Below are 16,165 nucleotides of genomic sequence, written 5' to 3'. Positions count from 1 at the left end.
TCAGGCCTTCAGCCGATAGCCCCGCCGGAACATCAACCACGCCAGCGCAGACACTGCCAGCGTCGCCGTCACCGCCACGGCCAGCCCCAGCCAGGGCGAACTGTCCGACACCCCGATCACCCCGAACCGCACCCCGTCGATCAGGTAGAAGACCGGGTTGGCATGGGTGATTTCCCGCAGCCCCGGCGGCAGCGCCTCGACCGAGTAGAACGTGCCCGACAGGAAGGCCAGCGGCGTGATGATGAAATTGGTGATCGCCGCCATCTGGTCGAACTTGTTGGCGAAGATCCCCGCCACCATGCCCAGCCCCCCGATCAGCGCCGAGCCCAGCACCACGAAACTCAGCGCCCAGAGCGGATGCTCCGGCACGATCCCGAGGAACAGCAGCAGCCCCGCGCTGATCGCCAGCGCCACGAACACCCCGCGCCCCACCGCGCCGGCAAGGTACCCGATCACCAGCTCCGCCGGGCTCAGCGGCGGCATAAGCGTGTCGACGATATTGCCCTGCACCTTGCCGATCACGATCGACGAGGACGTGTTGGCGAACGCGTTCTGGATCACCGTCATCATCAGGATGCCCGGCGCGATGAAGGTGGTGAAATCCACCCCCATCACCTCGCCCCGGCGCGGGCCGATGGCGATCGAGAAGATCATCATGAACAGTCCCGCCGTCACCAGCGGCGCCAGCAGCGTCTGGGTCCAGACCGACATGAACCGCTGTATCTCTCGGGCGCACAGCGTATACAGCCCCATCCAGTTGACCCGCCCGAAACGGCGGCTGCCCATCCGGATCGCAGGTGTGCCCGTGGCGCCCTCGGGCGTGACTGCGTGATTCGATACCTTGTAACTCATGCTGCAGTGATTAGAATAGAAGCCTCTGAAAAGGAACCGGGCGGCCCGCCGATTGGCCGCCTTTTGACATAAGGGGTGGCGCATGTCCTGGAGCGACGAGCGTGTCGAGAAGCTGAAGAAAATGTGGGCCGAGGGCCAGTCTGCCAGCCAGATCGCCAAGGAGCTGGGCGGCGTGACGCGCAACGCCGTGATCGGCAAGGTGCACCGGCTCGGCCTGTCGAACCGCAACGGCTCGGGCGGCGGCGCCGCGGCCGAACCCGCGCCCAAGCCCAAGCCCGCGGCGGCGGCCAAGCCACGCAACAAGCCCAAACCCGCCGCCAAACCCGCCCCGCGCCCCGAGGCCAAGCCCGACGTGACCGCCGAGGAACCGGCCGAGGCGACCACCGCTTCCGCCAGCCGCGCCAAGGCGATCATCCCGGCCGGCCAGCCCCTTCCGCCCCAACCCTCCGCGAACGAGATCGACCCCGAGGCGCTGGCCAAGGTCAGCGAGGTCGAGAAGAAAGCCAAGAAGCTTACCCTGATGGAGTTGACCGAGCGCACCTGCAAATGGCCCGTCGGCGACCCCGCGACCGAGGATTTCTGGTTCTGCGGTCTGCCCGTGCAATCCGGCAAGCCCTATTGCGAGGCTCATGTCGGCGTGGCCTTCCAGCCGATGAGCTCCCGCCGCGACCGCAAACGCTAGGCGGCTCCCCGCCCCGGGCCTGACCCGGGGCCTCGCGCCGGTCGCACGGCTGTCATCCCGCCCCGGCCCCCGAGCCGGGGCCACTTCTTTCAGCCTCACTCCCCCTCGCGCAGGAACGCCGGCCGCAGCACCATCACCGTCGGCTGCGCGGGCAGGCGCTCCAGCGACACCGTCAATTCGCTTCCCTCGGTCGGCACCACGTCGAACTGCTCGCGCATCCCGTCAAGAAAGGCCCCCAGCGTGCCGTCCCCGAACCAGTGCATCGGGATGACGATCGACGCCTTCAGCCGGTTCATCACCCGGATGACCGACGGCAGGTCCAGCGTCAGCCCGCCATCGACGGCCACCATCACCACGTCCATCCGCCCGATGGCGACATATTGCTCGTCGCTCGGCTCGTGATGCAGGTGGCCCAGGTGCCCGATACAAAGCCCCGCCACCTCGAACACGAAGATCGAGTTGCCCTCCGGCTCCACCCCCTCGCCCCAGGCCGAACGGATATCGGTCGAGACATTGCGGATCACCATCTCGCCCAAATCGACGTAATGATCGATCCCGGCCCCGAACTCCTCGCCCCAGCCCGGCAGCACATGCGGGATCGCCGGGTCGGGATGCGCCGTCCAGTGCGTCGAATGGGCATGGTTCATCGTCACCACGTCGGGGATGAAATCGACATTGCCCAGGAAGCCGGTGAAATCCGTCACCGCCGAAAGCCCGCCTTCGGTCTGCAACAGGAAGCTCGCATGGGTCACGTAACGTATGCGCACCGACTGCTCCGGTACCGGGTCGGTATAGGCCACCGGCTGCACATACTCGACCCCCGGCGTGGACTCGGCCACCGCGATGCAATGGCTCGGCCGGCGCTCCTGCGCCATGGCGGCGGATGAAAGGGCAATCAGAAACAACGCAAGACGAAGCATCGGCGGCACCTCCTTACGCGAAGTTAGCACGGCCGGCCCCGTTGTCACCGTCGGAGACGCCGAAAGCCCCGCCACGTCCGAAACGCTCAACCAAAGCGCACAAGAATCGCGCTTCATGGCCCCCGCACCGCCGCCGCCGAACCGCGCCGGAAAACCCGTCCCGGCTTCTTCTGGCCAAAAATATCCCGGGGGAGGCGTTGAAATTCCAAGAGAATTTCAACGTCGGGGGCAGCGCCCCCAACCCCTACCCGATCCCCGTTCGCCCCCGCCGGTCAGCCCGCAAAGCCGCGTACAGCACATGCGTCCGCCACCGCCCGTTGATCTGCAGATAGCTCTGGGCCACGCCCTCGTACTTGAAGCCGCATTTCTCCAGCAACCGCCGCGAGGCCTGGTTCTCCGGCAGGCACGCCGCCTCCAGCCGCGACAGGTCAAGCCGCTCGAAGGCGTGATGCACGATCCCGGAAATCGCCTCGCGCATGTAGCCCTGCCGGGCGAATGGCGCGCCCACCCAGTAGCCCAGCGTCCCCGATTGCGCCGGCCCCCGCCGGATATTGTCCAGTGTGATCGCCCCCAGAAGCACCTCGTCCTCCCGCCGGATCAGGAACAGCGGCACCGCCGAGCCCGCCGAGATCGACCGCTGCGCCCAGTACACCCGGTTGGTGAACCCCTTGCGCGACAGGTGATCGCTCGCCCATTGCGGCTCCCACGGCACCAGGAAATCGGCACTCTGTTCACGCAGCGCCGACCATTCGCGGAAATCGGAAAGCTGCGGCTGGCGCAGCGTCAGGCGTTCGGTTTCGATCCGCGTTTTCCGGCGCGGCAGAAACATCAGGCCGCGCGCCTTTCCTGCAGCGCCTGCAGCGTCGGCGCCTCCTCGACCGGGCCGTAAAGCGCCATGGCGGCGGGGGCCCTGGTGATCGTCGTCTCGGCGATTGCCCGCACCTCCGGCAGGGTGACGGCGTCGATGCGCTCGACCACCTCGTCGATCCCCGGCACCCTTCCCCAGATCTGGATCATCCGCGCCAGCCGCTCGGCCCGGTTCGACGGGCTTTCCAGCCCCATCAGCAACCCGGCCTTCATCTGCGCCCGGGCCCGTTCAAGCTCCGCCGGGCTCAGGTCTTCGGCCGCCCGTTTCATCTCGTCCACGGTGATCTGCGCCAGGTCCTGCATCTGCGCGCCTGCGGTGCCGGCATAGATCGTCATCATCCCGGTATCCGAATAGGCCCCGGCCTGCGCGAAGATCGTGTAACAAAGCCCCCGCCGCTCGCGGATCTCCTGGAACAGCCGCGACGACATCGAGCCCCCCAGGGCACAGGAATAGATCTGCGCCGCGTAAACGCCGGGGTCGGTATAATTCGGGCTCTCGAAGGCCAGCGCGAAATGCGCCTGCTCCAGCTGTTTCACCCGGCGGCTCTCGCCGCCTTCGAACCGCGCGGTCGGCGCCGGCCCGGCATTGTCGCCGCGCATGTCGCCGAAGAACCGCTCGGCATCGCGGACCAGCGCGTCATGGTCCACGGCCCCGGCGGCGGACAGGATCATCTGTCCGGGCCGGTAATGCTGCTCGACGAAGCCGGTCAGGTCCTCGCGCGAAAACCCCTTCACCCGCGCCTCTTCCCCCAGGATCGTGCGGCCCAGCGGATGATCCGGATAGGCCTTCTCCTGCAGCCAGTCGAAAATGATGTCGTCGGGCGTGTCCAGCGCCTGCCCGATCTCCTGCAGGATCACGCCCCGCTCCACCTCGATCTCGCGCTGGTCAAAGACCGGCTGGCGCAGGATGTCCGCCACCACGTCCAGCGCCAGCGACACGTCCTCCTTCAGCACCCGCGCATAGAAGGCCGTCACCTCGCGCGAGGTATAGGCGTTGATATAGCCGCCCACATCCTCGATCGCCTCGGCGATCTGAAGCGAGCTGCGCCGCTCGGTTCCCTTGAACGCCATGTGCTCGAGGAAATGCGCGATACCGTTCTGCGGTGCGGTCTCGTGCCGGGCGCCGGCCAGAACCCACACGCCGATGGCGGCCGATTGCAGGCCGGGCATGTATTCGGTGACGATGCGGAACCCGTTCGGAAGGGTCGTGAGATTAACGGTCAATGGCCGGTGCGGTCCTTGATGATGTCTTCGATGGCGGCAAGGTCGTTCTCGACCCGTGTCACACGCTCTGACCGGTCATACAGGTCGGCCATATGCAAGGGCAAGGGGGGTCGAAGGCCACTGGCCTCTTCCACCGCGTCGGGGAACTTGGCCGGGTGCGCCGTGGCCAGGGTAATCATCGGCGTGCCGGGCGCATGATGCTCCTCGGCCACCTTCACGCCCACGGCGGAATGCGGGCACAGCAACTCGCCTGTGCCGGTCCACAACCGGGCAATCGTCGCCCGCGTCTCCTCCTCCGAGCAATTGCCGGAATCGAAGCTCTCCCGCAGCGCCTCCAGCGCGCCCTGGCTCACCTTGAATCCGCCCGCCTTCAGCTCGTCCATCAACTGCCCCACGGCATTCCCATCCTCGCCATAGGCATAGTAGAGCGCCCGCTCGAAATTGGAGCTCACCTGGATATCCATCGACGGGCTGATCGACGGGATCACCCCATCGGGCGTGTAATCCCCGGCGCTCAGGCAGCGATGCAGAATGTCGTTCTGGTTCGTCGCCACGACCAGCCGGTCGATCGGCAGGCCCATACGTTTCGCGATGTACCCGGCAAAGATATCCCCGAAATTCCCCGTGGGAACGGTGAAACTCACACTTCGGTGCGGGGCACCCACGGACACCGCGGAGGTAAAGTAATACACCACCTGCGCCAGCACCCGCGCCCAGTTGATCGAGTTCACCCCGGCCAGCCCCACCGCGTCACGGAAGGCGAAGTCGTTGAACATGTCCTTCACCCGCGCCTGGCAATCGTCGAAATGCCCGGTCACCGACAGCGCGTGCACGTTGTCCTCCGACGGTGTCGTCATCTGGCGGCGCTGCACCTCCGACACCCGGCCATGCGGGAACAGGATGAACACGTCCACCGCCTCCAGCCCCCGGAACGCCTCGATCGCCGCGCTGCCGGTGTCGCCGCTCGTGGCGCCCACGATGCACACCCGGTTCCCCGACCGCGTCAGCGACGCCTCGAAGAGCTGCCCGATCAGCTGCATCGCGAAATCCTTGAAAGCCAGCGTCGGCCCGTGGAACAGCTCCAGCAGGAAATGCCCCGAGCCGAGCTGCACCAGGGGCGCCCGCGCATCATGGGCGAACCCGGCATAGGCCCGCTCGATGATCCCACGGAACTCGTCCTCGGTGAACGCCCCGCCAAGGAAGGGCCACATCACCCGAAAAGCGGCCTCTTCATAGCTCACCCCCTCCAGCGCGGCGATATTCGCGTGGCTCATCTGCGGAATGCTTTCGGGCAGGTAGAGGCCGCCGTCACGGGCCAGCCCGGTCAGCATCGCCTCCTCGAAACTCAGAACGGGGGCGTTGCCCCGGGTCGAGATATACTTCATGTCTCGGCACCTTTTGCAGGTTGGCGCATGCGCCAGATAAGCAGGCCGGTCATCGCGGCCCACAGAACGGCCAGCGAAAACCACGTGATCGCGTATTCGAGGTGATCGTTGGGAATGCCGCTCGTGTCTACCGGCAAAGGCGTCGCGCCCGTGTCATCGGGCGACATTTCCCGTACCACCACCAACAGCGGCTCGGTCTCGAACACCTCGGCCATCTGGCCGATGTCACGGGCAAACCACATGTTCCCGGCCCGGTCATTCTCGGGGGTCGAGGAATTGCGGTCATCGGGCCAGTGCAGGTTGCCGGTCACCTCGACCGGCCCGGTCGGCGGCGCGCGCATCTCGCCGTCGATCTTGATGAACCCCCGATCGAGCAGCACCCGCCGCCCCTTCTCCGTCTCGAAGGGCGAGATGATCCGATACCCGGCCCCCACGTGCTTCTGGCTCACCAGCACCCGCAGCAGCCCCGGCTGGAACCGTCCGGTCATCTCGACCGGCAGGTACTTGTCCGCCTCCTGCTCCGGGCTTTCCGGAAGCGCCACGGGCTCGGCCGCGATCTTCGCCTCGATCTCGGCCAGGATCTCCTGTTTCCACGCCAGCCGCTGCACCTGCCAGACTCCAAGGCTCACCAGTACAGCGACACCGGCGATACCGAATAGCAGGGGAAGGATGAAACGCACGGTCCGGGTCCTCAAGTGAAAAGGGTGCGCCTCAAGCGCACCCTAGGGATCTTGTGCAGGGTGCGCCTCCGCGCACCTTACGCCGGCCTCAGCCGCCCCAGATATACACGGCGGCGAACAGGAACAGCCACACCACGTCGACGAAGTGCCAGTACCACGCCGCGGCCTCGAACCCCACGTGGTTCTCGGGGGTGAAGTGCCCCCGCAGCACCCGCATCAGGCAGACGAACAGGAAGATCGTCCCGATGACCACGTGCGCCCCGTGGAAGCCCGTCGCCATGAAGAAGGTGGCGCCGTAGATGTTGCCCGAGAAGCCAAAGGCCGCGTGGCTGTACTCGTACACCTGGAATACGGTGAACAGCGCACCCAGCGCGATGGACAGGACAAGGCCCCATTTCATGTCTTCGCGGTTGTTTTCATGCACCAGCGCGTGGTGGGCCCAGGTACAGGCCGCGCCCGAGCACAGCAGGATCAGCGTGTTGATCAGCGGCAGGTGCCAGGGGTCGAACGTCTCGATCCCGGCGGGCGGCCAGACACCCTCGACCAGCGGGCTCGCGCCCTCGGGGTCCATCGGGTACATGGCATGTTTGAAGAAGGTCCAGAACCAGGCCGAGAAGAACATCACCTCGGACATGATGAACAGGATGAACCCGTAACGCAGGCCGATCCGCACGACGGGCGTGTGATCGCCCACGTGGTTCTCCTTGATGGTCTCGGCCCACCAGCCGAACATCGTGTAGGCCACGCCCACGGTCCCCATCAGAAGCACCCAGGGCCCGCTTCCGTGGAAGAAGAGAACGGCGCCAAAGAGCATGACGAACCCTGCGACCGCGCCGATGAACGGGTAGGCCGAGGGGCTCAGGATGTGGTAGTCGTGGTTTTTCTCATGTGCCATGGTGCGTATCCCTCGCCAGAGCGTGTCTTAATTCGTGGTTGTACTTGTTTCGCCGTCCGTCGCAAGCGCTGCCTGCTCTTCGGGGAGGTCGATTTCGTAGAACGTGTAGGAAAGCGTGATCACGTTGGTATATTTCGCGTCCCGATCCTGCAGGATTTCGGGATCAACGAAATAGGTCACCGGCATCTCCACCCGCTCGCCGGGCTGAAGCACCTGCTCGGTGAAGCAGAAACAGTCGATCTTGTCGAAGAACCCGCCCGCCTCGTAGGGGGTGACGTTATAGGCCGCCTGCCCCGCAACGGGCCGGTCGGTGGGGTTGTAGGCCTCGAAGAAGGCCAGCCCCGTCTCGCCCAGCCGGATCTCGACCTCGCGCTGCATGGGTTTGAATTCCCACGGCATGTCGCGCTCCTTCGAGGCCGAGAAACGCACCTTGATCGTCTCGTCGAGGATTTCGCGCGATCCCGCCGACGCCGTGCCGGTGGTGCCGCCGAACCCGGTGACCCGACAGAACCAGTCGTAGAACGGCACCGACGCCCAGGCCAGCCCGCCCATCACCACGACCACGCTGACAAGCTTGACCACGGTCTTGGTGTTGCCATCCATCGCCATCAGTCCGCCACCTCGTTGATCGGCATGGTGAAATCGTCCGTCGACACCTTCGCCACGGTCAGCCCGAAGACCAGCGCCACGAACCCCGCCAGCACAAGGCCAAGGCCAAGGTTGCGCGAGAAGCGCCGCTTGTGCAGGTCATGCTGTTTCGACAACGCCATCACCAGCCTCCCAGGCCCAGCGGCGCCATCGCGGTATCAAGCGCGATCGCTCCGAAATGTGCAAAGAGATAGAGCAGCGACAGCTTGAAGAAAGACCGCTCCACCTTGTAGGCATCGGCCTCCGCCGCCCCCTCGTCGCGCCGCCAGATTGCCCAGGCCCCTTTCAGGAACAGCGCGTTCAGCACCACGGCCGTGGCCAGGTAGACCGGCCCGCCGATCGAGGTGAACCCCGCACCCACGGCCAGCGCGGCCAGCAGCAGGGTATAGACAAGGATATGCGCCCGCGTCGCCCGGCGCCCGTGGGTCACCGTCAGCATCGGCACGCCCGCATCGTCGTAATCCGACCGCATGAACAGCGCCAGCGCCCAGAAATGCGGCGGGGTCCACATGAAGATCAGCGCGAACATCAGCACCGATTCGAGGCTGAAGCTGCCAGTGGCGGCGACCCAGCCGATCATCGGGGGGAACGCCCCGGCGGCCCCGCCGATCACGATGTTCTGCGGCGTCCAGCGCTTCAGCCACATGGAATAGATCACCACGTAGAAGAAAATGGTGAAGGCCAGCAGCGCCCCCGCCAGCAGGTTCGTGGCCAGCGCCAGCATCACCACGGCAAAGCCCGCCAGCGCCATGCCGAAGCCGAACGCCTCGGATTCGGTGATCCGACCCGACGGGATCGGCCGGTTCCGGGTGCGCTTCATCACCCGGTCGATATCGGCATCCCACCACATGTTCAGCGCGCCCGAGGCGCCGCCGCCCACGGCGATGAACAGGATCGCGGCGAAGCCCACCACCGGGTGCACGGCACCCGGCGCGGCGTAGAGGCCGACGAAGGCGGTGAACACCACCAGCGTCATCACCCGCGGCTTGAGCAGGGCGAAATAATCGCCGAACCCGGCCTCGCCGGTCTGCGATGTGCTGGCTGAAACGCTTGCGTCGCTCATCTGGGTCTCCGGATGGCGGGTCTCGCCCACCCTACGCACGTCCCGTAGGGTGGATGCCAACCCACCAATAACTCACATCACTCGGCGGCCGAGGCCACGTCGACCGACCGCGGCGTGCCGGCGTATTCCTCGATCGCGCCGTCAAGCCACTCGTCGTATTCCTCCTGGCTCACGACCTTGACCGTGATCGGCATATAGGCGTGGTCCTTGCCGCAAAGCTCCGAACACTGGCCGAAATAGGTGCCTTCCTTCTCGGCGGTGAACCACAGGCGGGCGGTCCGGCCCGGCACCGCGTCCTGCTTCACGCCAAAGGCCGGGATCGTCCAGGAATGGATCACGTCGGCGCCGGTCACGTGCATGACCACGGTCTGGCCCACCGGCACCACGACGGCGGTATCGGTCGCCAGCAGGTACTCGTCGGGGCTGTAGCCGTTCTCCTCAAGTTCCTCGCGCGGCAGCAGGAAACTCTCGAAGCCGAAATCGTGGTCTTCGTACTCGTAGCCCCAGAACCACTGGTAGCCGGTCACCTTGATATTGATGTCGCCTTCGGGAATCTCCTGCTGCTTGAACAGGACCGGAAGCGAGAACGCGCCGATGAAGACCAGGATCACGATCGGGATGATCGTCCACGCCACCTCGACCGGCGAGTTGTGGGTGAATTTCGCCGGCTCAGGGTTGGCCTTGCGGTTGTAACGCAGGATGCAGATCGCCAGCAGCGCACAGACGAACACCACGATCGCCGCGATGATGATGTTGATCATGCCGTCCAGCCAGTGGATGTCGCGCGCCAGTTCGGTCGCGGCGACCTGGAACCCGATGCCCCCCTCGTGCGGCTTGCCGATGTTCTCTGCCGCCTCCTGCGCGATGGCGGGGAAGGCGGTCATTGCGGCCATGGCGGCCAGCAGGCTGGAAAGTCTTCGCATTTTGCACCCTGATCGGTTGAAGCGTTCGTCGTGTATAAGTAAATCTCTGGGCAGGCCGCAGGGCAGCCCCCTCGTTCGCTGACGGTAAAAACCATATTCTGCCCCCGCAGACAAGAAAGACCATTGCGGCAAACGGACGCTTTTTTGATTCAGATCAAGTTTTCGCGCCCCCCGTGACAAGGACAACGCCATGAGTGACACCCCTTTCCGCCCGTTCGAGACCGCCCTCGACCGCGATCTCGCCCTGAAACGGCTGGGCGAGGCGACCGCCGGCGCCGATGACGGCGAGCTGTTTCTCGAGCGCCGCCGGTCCGAGGCCATCGTCTTCGACGACGGACGGGTGAAATCCGCCTCCTACGACGCCTCCGAAGGCTTTGGCCTGCGCGCCGTGCGAGGCGAAGTGGCAGGCTATGCCCACTCTTCCGACATTTCCGAAGGGGCGCTCACCCGCGCGGTCGAGACCGCCCGCCTCGCCGTGGGCGACGGCGGCGGCACCATGTCCGCGCCGCCCGCCCGCACCAACACGCACCTTTATACCGAAGACGACCCGATCGCCGGCGCCGCCTTCCCGGTCAAGCTCGAAACCCTGCGCGAGATCGACGCCTTCGCCCGCGATCTCGACCCGCGCGTCGTGCAGGTCAGCGCCACGATCGCCGCCTCGCACCAGGAAGTGGTGATTCTCCGCCCCGACGGCACCGAGGTGACCGATATCCGTCCGATGACCCGCCTGAACGTGGGCGTAATCGTCGAACAGGACGGCCGCCGCGAATCCGGCGGCGCCGGCGGCGGCGGGCGGCTCGGGCTCGACGGGCTGCTCGACCCGGCCGACTGGCAGGCCAAGACGCAGGAAGCGCTCCGTATCGCCCTCGTCAACCTCCGCGCCGAACCGGCGCCCGCGGGCGTCATGGACGTGGTGCTCGGCCCCGGCTGGCCCGGCATCCTCCTGCACGAGGCCATCGGCCACGGCCTCGAGGGCGATTTCAACCGCAAGGGCTCTTCCGCCTTCGCCGGCCTCATGGGCCAGCGCATCGCCGCCCCCGGCGTCACCGTGCTCGACGACGGCACCATCCTCGACCGCCGCGGCTCGATCACCGTCGATGACGAGGGCACGCCCAGCCGCCGCAACGTGCTGATAGAGGACGGCATCCTTGTCGGCTTCATGCAGGACCGCCAGAACGCCCGCCTCATGGGGGTCGAGCCCACCGGCAACGGCCGCCGCGAATCCTACGCCCACGCGCCGATGCCCCGGATGACAAACACCTACATGCTGGGCGGCGATGCCGACCCGGCCGATATCCTCGCCGATCTGCAGGACGGTATCTATGCCGTTGGCTTCGGCGGCGGCCAGGTCGATATCACCAACGGCAAGTTCGTCTTCTCCTGCACCGAGGCCTATCGCGTGAAGAACGGCAAGGTCGGCGCGCCCGTCAAGGGCGCCACGCTGATCGGCGACGGCGCCACCGCGCTCCAGAAGATCCGCGCGCTCGGCAACGACATGGCGCTCGACCCGGGCATGGGCAATTGCGGCAAGGCCGGCCAGTGGGTGCCGGTCGGCGTGGGCCAGCCGACGGTGATGATCGGCGGGCTGACCGTGGGCGGCTCGGCCGCCTGAGCGGGCCGCGTCCCATGTCGCAGCCCAACGCCCCGCAAGACCCCGACGCCCTCCGCGCCTTCGGCGGCAGCGTCTCCTTCGGCCGCACCGCCGCCGATTACGCGACCCATCGCGCGGGCTTTCCGCAAGCCTTCTTCGACCTCCTCGCCGCCCGCGGCTACGCAACGCTCCCGGCCCGCGCCCTCGATATCGGCACCGGCACCGGCACACTCGCCCGCGGCCTCGCCCGCATGGGGCTCGAGACCACGGCCCTCGACCCCTCCGACGAGCTGATGGCACAGGCCGTCCAGCTCGACACCGAGGCAGGCGTCACCACCCGGTATGTGAAAGGCACCGCCGAATCCCTGCCCTTCGAGGATACCGCATTCGACCTCGTTACCGCCGGCCAGTGCTGGCACTGGTTCGACCGGCCCCGCGCCGCATCCGAGGCCGCCCGCGTCCTCCGCCCCGGCGGCCGCTGCCTCATCGCCCATTTCGACTGGTTGCCGCTGCCCGGCAACGTGGTCGCCGCAACCGAGGCGTTGATCCTCGACCACAACCCGGGCTGGGCCGGGGCCCACGGCACCGGGCTCTACCCCGCATGGCTGACCGACCTCGCCACCGCGGGCTTCACCGGCCTCGAAACCGCCTCCTTCGACATCGACCAGCCCTATTCCCACGCCGCATGGCGAGGCCGCATCCGGGCCAGCGCCGGCGTCGCGGCCAGTTTGCCGGAGGCAGAAGTCGCCAAGTTCGATTCGGCTTTGGAACAATTGCTGAGCGCCGAGTACCTCGAAGACCCGCTCCGGATACCGCACAGGGTGTGGATCGCCACGGGCCTCAAGGCCTGAATACACCCGCCACCGCGAAAAAGCGGCGATGCAGACAAGATTCTCCAAAATTTCTTTGTTTGGTTTACTTGGCGTTAACCCTGCGTGCGCTACCCATGGTTTGCAAGCAGGCGGAGTCACGATGTCCGAGGATACACATCCTTCCACTCACCCCCCACTCCCACCCACCACGGAAGATGATCGGATATCGTGGCTCCGTTTGCTGCGTTCACGGCGGGTCGGCCCGTCGACCTTCTACCGCCTGCTGGCCGAGAACGGATCGGTCTCCGCCGCGCTCGAGGCGCTGCCCGAACTCGCCCGCGCCTCTGGCGCGAAGGATTACTCCCCCTGTCCCGCCGGCGTGGCCGAGGCCGAACTGGCCACCGCCCGTGCCACCGGCGCCCGCATGATCACCCTCGGCGACGACACCTACCCCAGGCTGCTCGCCGAAACCGCCGATGCCCCGCCGCTTCTCTGGGCCATGGGCGACCTCTCGGCCCTCTCCCGCCCGATGATCGCCCTCGTGGGGGCGCGCAACGCCTCCTCTCTCGGCCTGCGCATGGCCCGGGCCCTGGCCAAGGAACTGGCCGAGGCGGGGTATATCGTCGTCTCCGGCCTCGCCCGCGGCATCGACACAGCCGCGCATACCGCCGCCTGCGAAAACGGCACGATCGCCGTGCTCGCCAGCGGGGTCGACGTGATCTACCCGGCCGAGAACGCCCGGCTGGCCGACGACCTCCTCGCCCACGGTCTGCGCCTCTCGGAACAGCCGATGGGCCTCGTGCCGCAGGCCCGCCACTTCCCCGCGCGCAACCGCATCATCAGCGGGCTTGCCCAGGCGGTGGTGGTAATCGAGGCGGCCGCGAAATCCGGCTCGCTCATCACCGCCCGCACCGCCCTCGACCAGGGGCGCGAGGTGGTCGCCGTGCCTGGCCACCCGTTCGACGCCCGCGCCTCGGGCTGCAACATGCTGATCCGCGACGGCGCCACACTCGTCCGCAACGCCGCCGACGTGATCGAGGCGCTGCCGGCCGCCCCCACCGAACCGGCCGAAACCGCCGCACCCGAACTCCCGGTCTCCCCCCAGCCTCTCCAGCCTGACGCTCCCCAGCCTGAACTGACCCGGCCGGATACCGCCCACGCCGTGCCACCCCCCGACAAGCGCAGCCTGCGCGACACGGCGAAGCTGCACAGCGAGATCCTTCACCGCGACATCCTCCAGCGCCTCGGCCCCACCCCACTGGCCGAGGATCAGCTGATCCGTGACCTCTCGGCCCCCGCCGCTGCCGTCGCCCCGGTCCTGACCGAGCTGGAACTCGACGGCCGCGTCATCCGCCACCCCGGCGGCCTCCTCTCCCGCAGCGCCTGAGCCCGCGCGACAGCCCGCAAGGGCTGGCAAGCCGCCGCCGTCCCGCGGCCAGAAGACAGGGGGGCTTGATCCCCCCTCCCGCTTGAGGGCAAAAGATGCGGACGAAACCGCACGCCCGCCCGCACCCTGCCGGGCCCCCCGGGCAGGAGACCCCGCTTGCAATATCGCCCAGATATCGACGGTCTGCGCACGGTCGCGGTGGTGCCGGTCCTCGTCTTCCACGCCGGCCTCGGTCTCTCCGGCGGTTTCACCGGCGTCGATGTCTTCTTCGTCATCTCCGGCTACCTGATCACCACCCTCCTGCTGGACGAGATGGATGCAAGGCGCTTCTCGCTCCTGGGCTTCTACGAACGCCGCGCCCGCCGCATCCTGCCGGCGCTCTTCACCGTCCTGCTCGCCACCACCGGGACGGCCTTCGTCCTGATGACCCCCACCGACCTCGTGAGCTATGCCAAAAGCGCGGCCTCGACCGCCGGTTTCCTCGCCAATATCTGGTTCTACACGCAAGAAGGCTATTTCACCCAGGCCGCCGAGCTCAAACCGCTGCTGCACACCTGGTCGCTCGGCGTCGAGGAGCAGTACTACCTCCTCTTCCCGCCCCTCCTGTGGCTCGTTCTCCTCCTCGGGCGCAACCGCCCGCCGGCGATCCTGCTTGCGCTGGCAGGCCTCCTCTCCTTCGCCCTGTCGGTCCGGGGCGCAACCGATGCGCCGGAGGCCGCTTTCTACCTGCCACACTACCGTGTCTGGGAACTGCTGCTGGGCTCCGGCCTGGCGCTAGCCACCGCCCGCGGCTGGCTCGACCGCCCGGCCCGCCACGCCTGGCTCACCGGTTCGGCCGGGCTCGCGGGCCTCGCGATGATCGCCGCCGCCACCCTGCTCTACGGTCCCGAAACCCGCTTCCCCGGGGCCGCCGCCCTCCTGCCCTGTCTCGGCGCCGCGCTGGTCATATGGTCCGGCACCAACGCCCGCGCCCCCGCCGCGCGCCTCCTCGCGCTGCCGCCGATGGTCTGGATCGGCAAGCTGTCCTATTCCCTCTACCTCTGGCACTGGCCGATCATCGCCTTCGCCGTCTACCGCAAGGGCGAAGACCTCTCGACCGCCGAAGGGTTGTCCTGCCTTGCGCTCTCCCTCGTCCTCTCGGCCCTCTCCTGGCGCCTCGTCGAACAGCCCTTCCGCAACCGCGCCCGCCTCTCGCGCGGCGCCGTCTTCGCCGCCGCAGCCACCGCCACGGTCGCCACCCTCGCCGTCGCCGCCTATACCGTCCACCGCGACGGGCTGCCCGCGCGCATGCCGCCCGACTTCCTCGAACTCACCGAAACCGGCCCCCTGATGCAGCCCCGCATCGACTGCCACTTCGTCACCGCCGCCCGCGCCGACGCGGGCGACGTGTGCCGCCGCGGCGCGCCCGACACCCGCGCCAGCTTCGTCTTCGCCGGCGACAGCCACGCCTTCGCCCTGTCGCCCGCCATCTTCGAGGCCGCCGAAAACCTGGGCGTCGCGGGCTTCCACTACACCTATCCCGGCTTCCGCCCGCTCGCCGGGGTGCGCAAGCCCGGCTACCCCGAGCTGCGCGACCAGGTCGAAGCCTTCATCGCCTTCCTCGACGCAAGGCCGCATATCCGCACCGTCTACATCACCGCCTTCTGGCAGCACCAGATGACCGGCTACACCTATCGCACCTCGGGCGATGTCTGGGTCGATGACGGCTACGAGGGCCAGGGCAGCGCCTACAACGCCACCGCCACCCTCAACGGCCTGCGCCGCCTGGCCCGGCGCCTGCCCGGCCGCCGGATCGTGCTCCTCGACGACGTGCCCGCGGGCGACGCGCTCCATCTTCCAACCCAGGCCCGTCGCCTGCTCTTCGGCCACGAGGTCACGCTCGGCCTGCCCCGGTCCGAGGCCGACGCCCAGCGCGCCAGCTACGCCCCGGCCTTCGAACGGCTCGCCGCGGCGCAGGAGCAGATCCTCTTCGAACCCATCCTCGACGCCGTCTGCGGCCCCGAGATCTGCCCGCTCTACGACGGCGACACCCTCCTCTTCCGCGACGGCGACCACCTCAGCCACCAGGGCGCCCTCCGCCTCACCCCTGCCGCCGAAGACCTCCTGCGCCGCACCCTGCTCGCGCCCGACGGCTGAAAGAAACGGCACCGGCGGCGGCCCGCCGCGGCCCCGCATCCGGGCCTCATTGACATTCCCGCTTGCCAGCCCACATGTTGCCCCGCCATAAGCGACCCCC

At 67.5% G+C, this 16,165-nt stretch carries 16 protein-coding genes; 5 read left to right on the top strand and 11 right to left on the bottom strand.

Going from position 1 to position 16,165, the window contains the following annotated elements:
- Positions 1 to 786 (bottom strand): ABC transporter permease, encoded by a 786-nt coding sequence (locus QUV18_RS21900; RefSeq protein WP_300896355.1) that lies wholly within the window; start codon positions 784 to 786, stop codon positions 1 to 3.
- Positions 787 to 934: 148 nt separating this feature from the next.
- Between QUV18_RS21900 and QUV18_RS21895 the strand changes: the two genes are divergently transcribed.
- The gene (locus QUV18_RS21895) at positions 935 to 1,534 is read left to right on the top strand and encodes a GcrA family cell cycle regulator (protein WP_300896291.1); all 600 of its coding nucleotides are present in this window, start codon (positions 935 to 937) and stop codon (positions 1,532 to 1,534) included.
- A gap of 95 nt (positions 1,535 to 1,629) precedes the next feature.
- Here the strand turns inward: QUV18_RS21895 and QUV18_RS21890 are convergent, their stop codons facing one another.
- The 10 genes from QUV18_RS21890 to coxB form a co-directional block, all read right to left on the bottom strand.
- Entirely contained in the window at positions 1,630 to 2,454 is an 825-nt protein-coding gene (locus tag QUV18_RS21890) for an MBL fold metallo-hydrolase (RefSeq protein ID WP_300896290.1), read from the bottom strand.
- Positions 2,455 to 2,698: 244 nt separating this feature from the next.
- Positions 2,699 to 3,283, bottom strand: a complete 585-nt coding sequence (locus QUV18_RS21885) for a GNAT family protein (RefSeq protein WP_300896289.1) — start codon at positions 3,281 to 3,283, stop codon at positions 2,699 to 2,701.
- Entirely contained in the window at positions 3,283 to 4,545 is a 1,263-nt protein-coding gene (locus QUV18_RS21880) for a pitrilysin family protein (RefSeq protein WP_300896288.1), read from the bottom strand. The genes QUV18_RS21885 and QUV18_RS21880 overlap by 1 nt, the downstream gene beginning before the upstream one ends.
- On the bottom strand, positions 4,542 to 5,930 hold the full coding sequence (gene thrC / locus QUV18_RS21875) for a threonine synthase (RefSeq protein ID WP_300896287.1): 1,389 nt from the start codon (positions 5,928 to 5,930) through the stop codon (positions 4,542 to 4,544). Before thrC ends, QUV18_RS21880 begins: the two co-directional genes overlap by 4 nt.
- Entirely contained in the window at positions 5,927 to 6,610 is a 684-nt protein-coding gene (locus QUV18_RS21870) for an SURF1 family protein (protein ID WP_300896286.1), read from the bottom strand. Before QUV18_RS21870 ends, thrC begins: the two co-directional genes overlap by 4 nt.
- Before the next feature lie 88 nt (positions 6,611 to 6,698).
- Positions 6,699 to 7,505 carry a cytochrome c oxidase subunit 3 gene (locus QUV18_RS21865; protein WP_300896285.1) on the bottom strand — a complete coding sequence of 269 codons (807 nt, stop codon included), beginning with the start codon at positions 7,503 to 7,505 and terminating at the stop codon, positions 6,699 to 6,701.
- Between the two features lie 27 nt (positions 7,506 to 7,532).
- Complete coding sequence (locus tag QUV18_RS21860; RefSeq protein ID WP_300896284.1) at positions 7,533 to 8,114, bottom strand: cytochrome c oxidase assembly protein; 582 nt, start codon at positions 8,112 to 8,114, stop codon at positions 7,533 to 7,535.
- On the bottom strand, positions 8,114 to 8,275 hold the full coding sequence (locus QUV18_RS21855; protein ID WP_300896283.1) for a hypothetical protein: 162 nt from the start codon (positions 8,273 to 8,275) through the stop codon (positions 8,114 to 8,116). Before QUV18_RS21855 ends, QUV18_RS21860 begins: the two co-directional genes overlap by 1 nt.
- On the bottom strand, positions 8,275 to 9,216 hold the full coding sequence (gene cyoE / locus QUV18_RS21850) for a heme o synthase (protein WP_300896282.1): 942 nt from the start codon (positions 9,214 to 9,216) through the stop codon (positions 8,275 to 8,277). The genes QUV18_RS21855 and cyoE overlap by 1 nt, the downstream gene beginning before the upstream one ends.
- Positions 9,217 to 9,293: 77 nt before the next feature.
- Positions 9,294 to 10,139 (bottom strand): cytochrome c oxidase subunit II, encoded by an 846-nt coding sequence (coxB, locus tag QUV18_RS21845; RefSeq protein WP_300896281.1) that lies wholly within the window; start codon positions 10,137 to 10,139, stop codon positions 9,294 to 9,296.
- A gap of 190 nt (positions 10,140 to 10,329) precedes the next feature.
- Between coxB and tldD the strand changes: the two genes are divergently transcribed.
- From tldD to QUV18_RS21825, 4 genes are all read left to right on the top strand, one after another.
- Positions 10,330 to 11,751, top strand: a complete 1,422-nt coding sequence (tldD, locus tag QUV18_RS21840) for a metalloprotease TldD (RefSeq protein ID WP_300896280.1) — start codon at positions 10,330 to 10,332, stop codon at positions 11,749 to 11,751.
- 14 nt (positions 11,752 to 11,765) lie between these two features.
- On the top strand, positions 11,766 to 12,581 hold the full coding sequence (locus QUV18_RS21835) for a class I SAM-dependent methyltransferase (RefSeq protein WP_300896279.1): 816 nt from the start codon (positions 11,766 to 11,768) through the stop codon (positions 12,579 to 12,581).
- Between the two features lie 121 nt (positions 12,582 to 12,702).
- On the top strand, positions 12,703 to 13,929 hold the full coding sequence (dprA, locus tag QUV18_RS21830; RefSeq protein ID WP_300896278.1) for a DNA-processing protein DprA: 1,227 nt from the start codon (positions 12,703 to 12,705) through the stop codon (positions 13,927 to 13,929).
- 156 nt (positions 13,930 to 14,085) lie between these two features.
- Positions 14,086 to 16,065 carry an acyltransferase family protein gene (locus tag QUV18_RS21825; protein WP_300896277.1) on the top strand — a complete coding sequence of 660 codons (1,980 nt, stop codon included), beginning with the start codon at positions 14,086 to 14,088 and terminating at the stop codon, positions 16,063 to 16,065.
- The last annotated feature ends 100 nt before the right edge of the window (positions 16,066 to 16,165 follow it).

It is taken from the genome of Roseovarius sp. (assembly GCF_030373445.1).
Lineage (GTDB): Bacteria > Pseudomonadota > Alphaproteobacteria > Rhodobacterales > Rhodobacteraceae > Roseovarius.
This window is presented reverse-complemented; position numbering and strand designations above follow the sequence as displayed.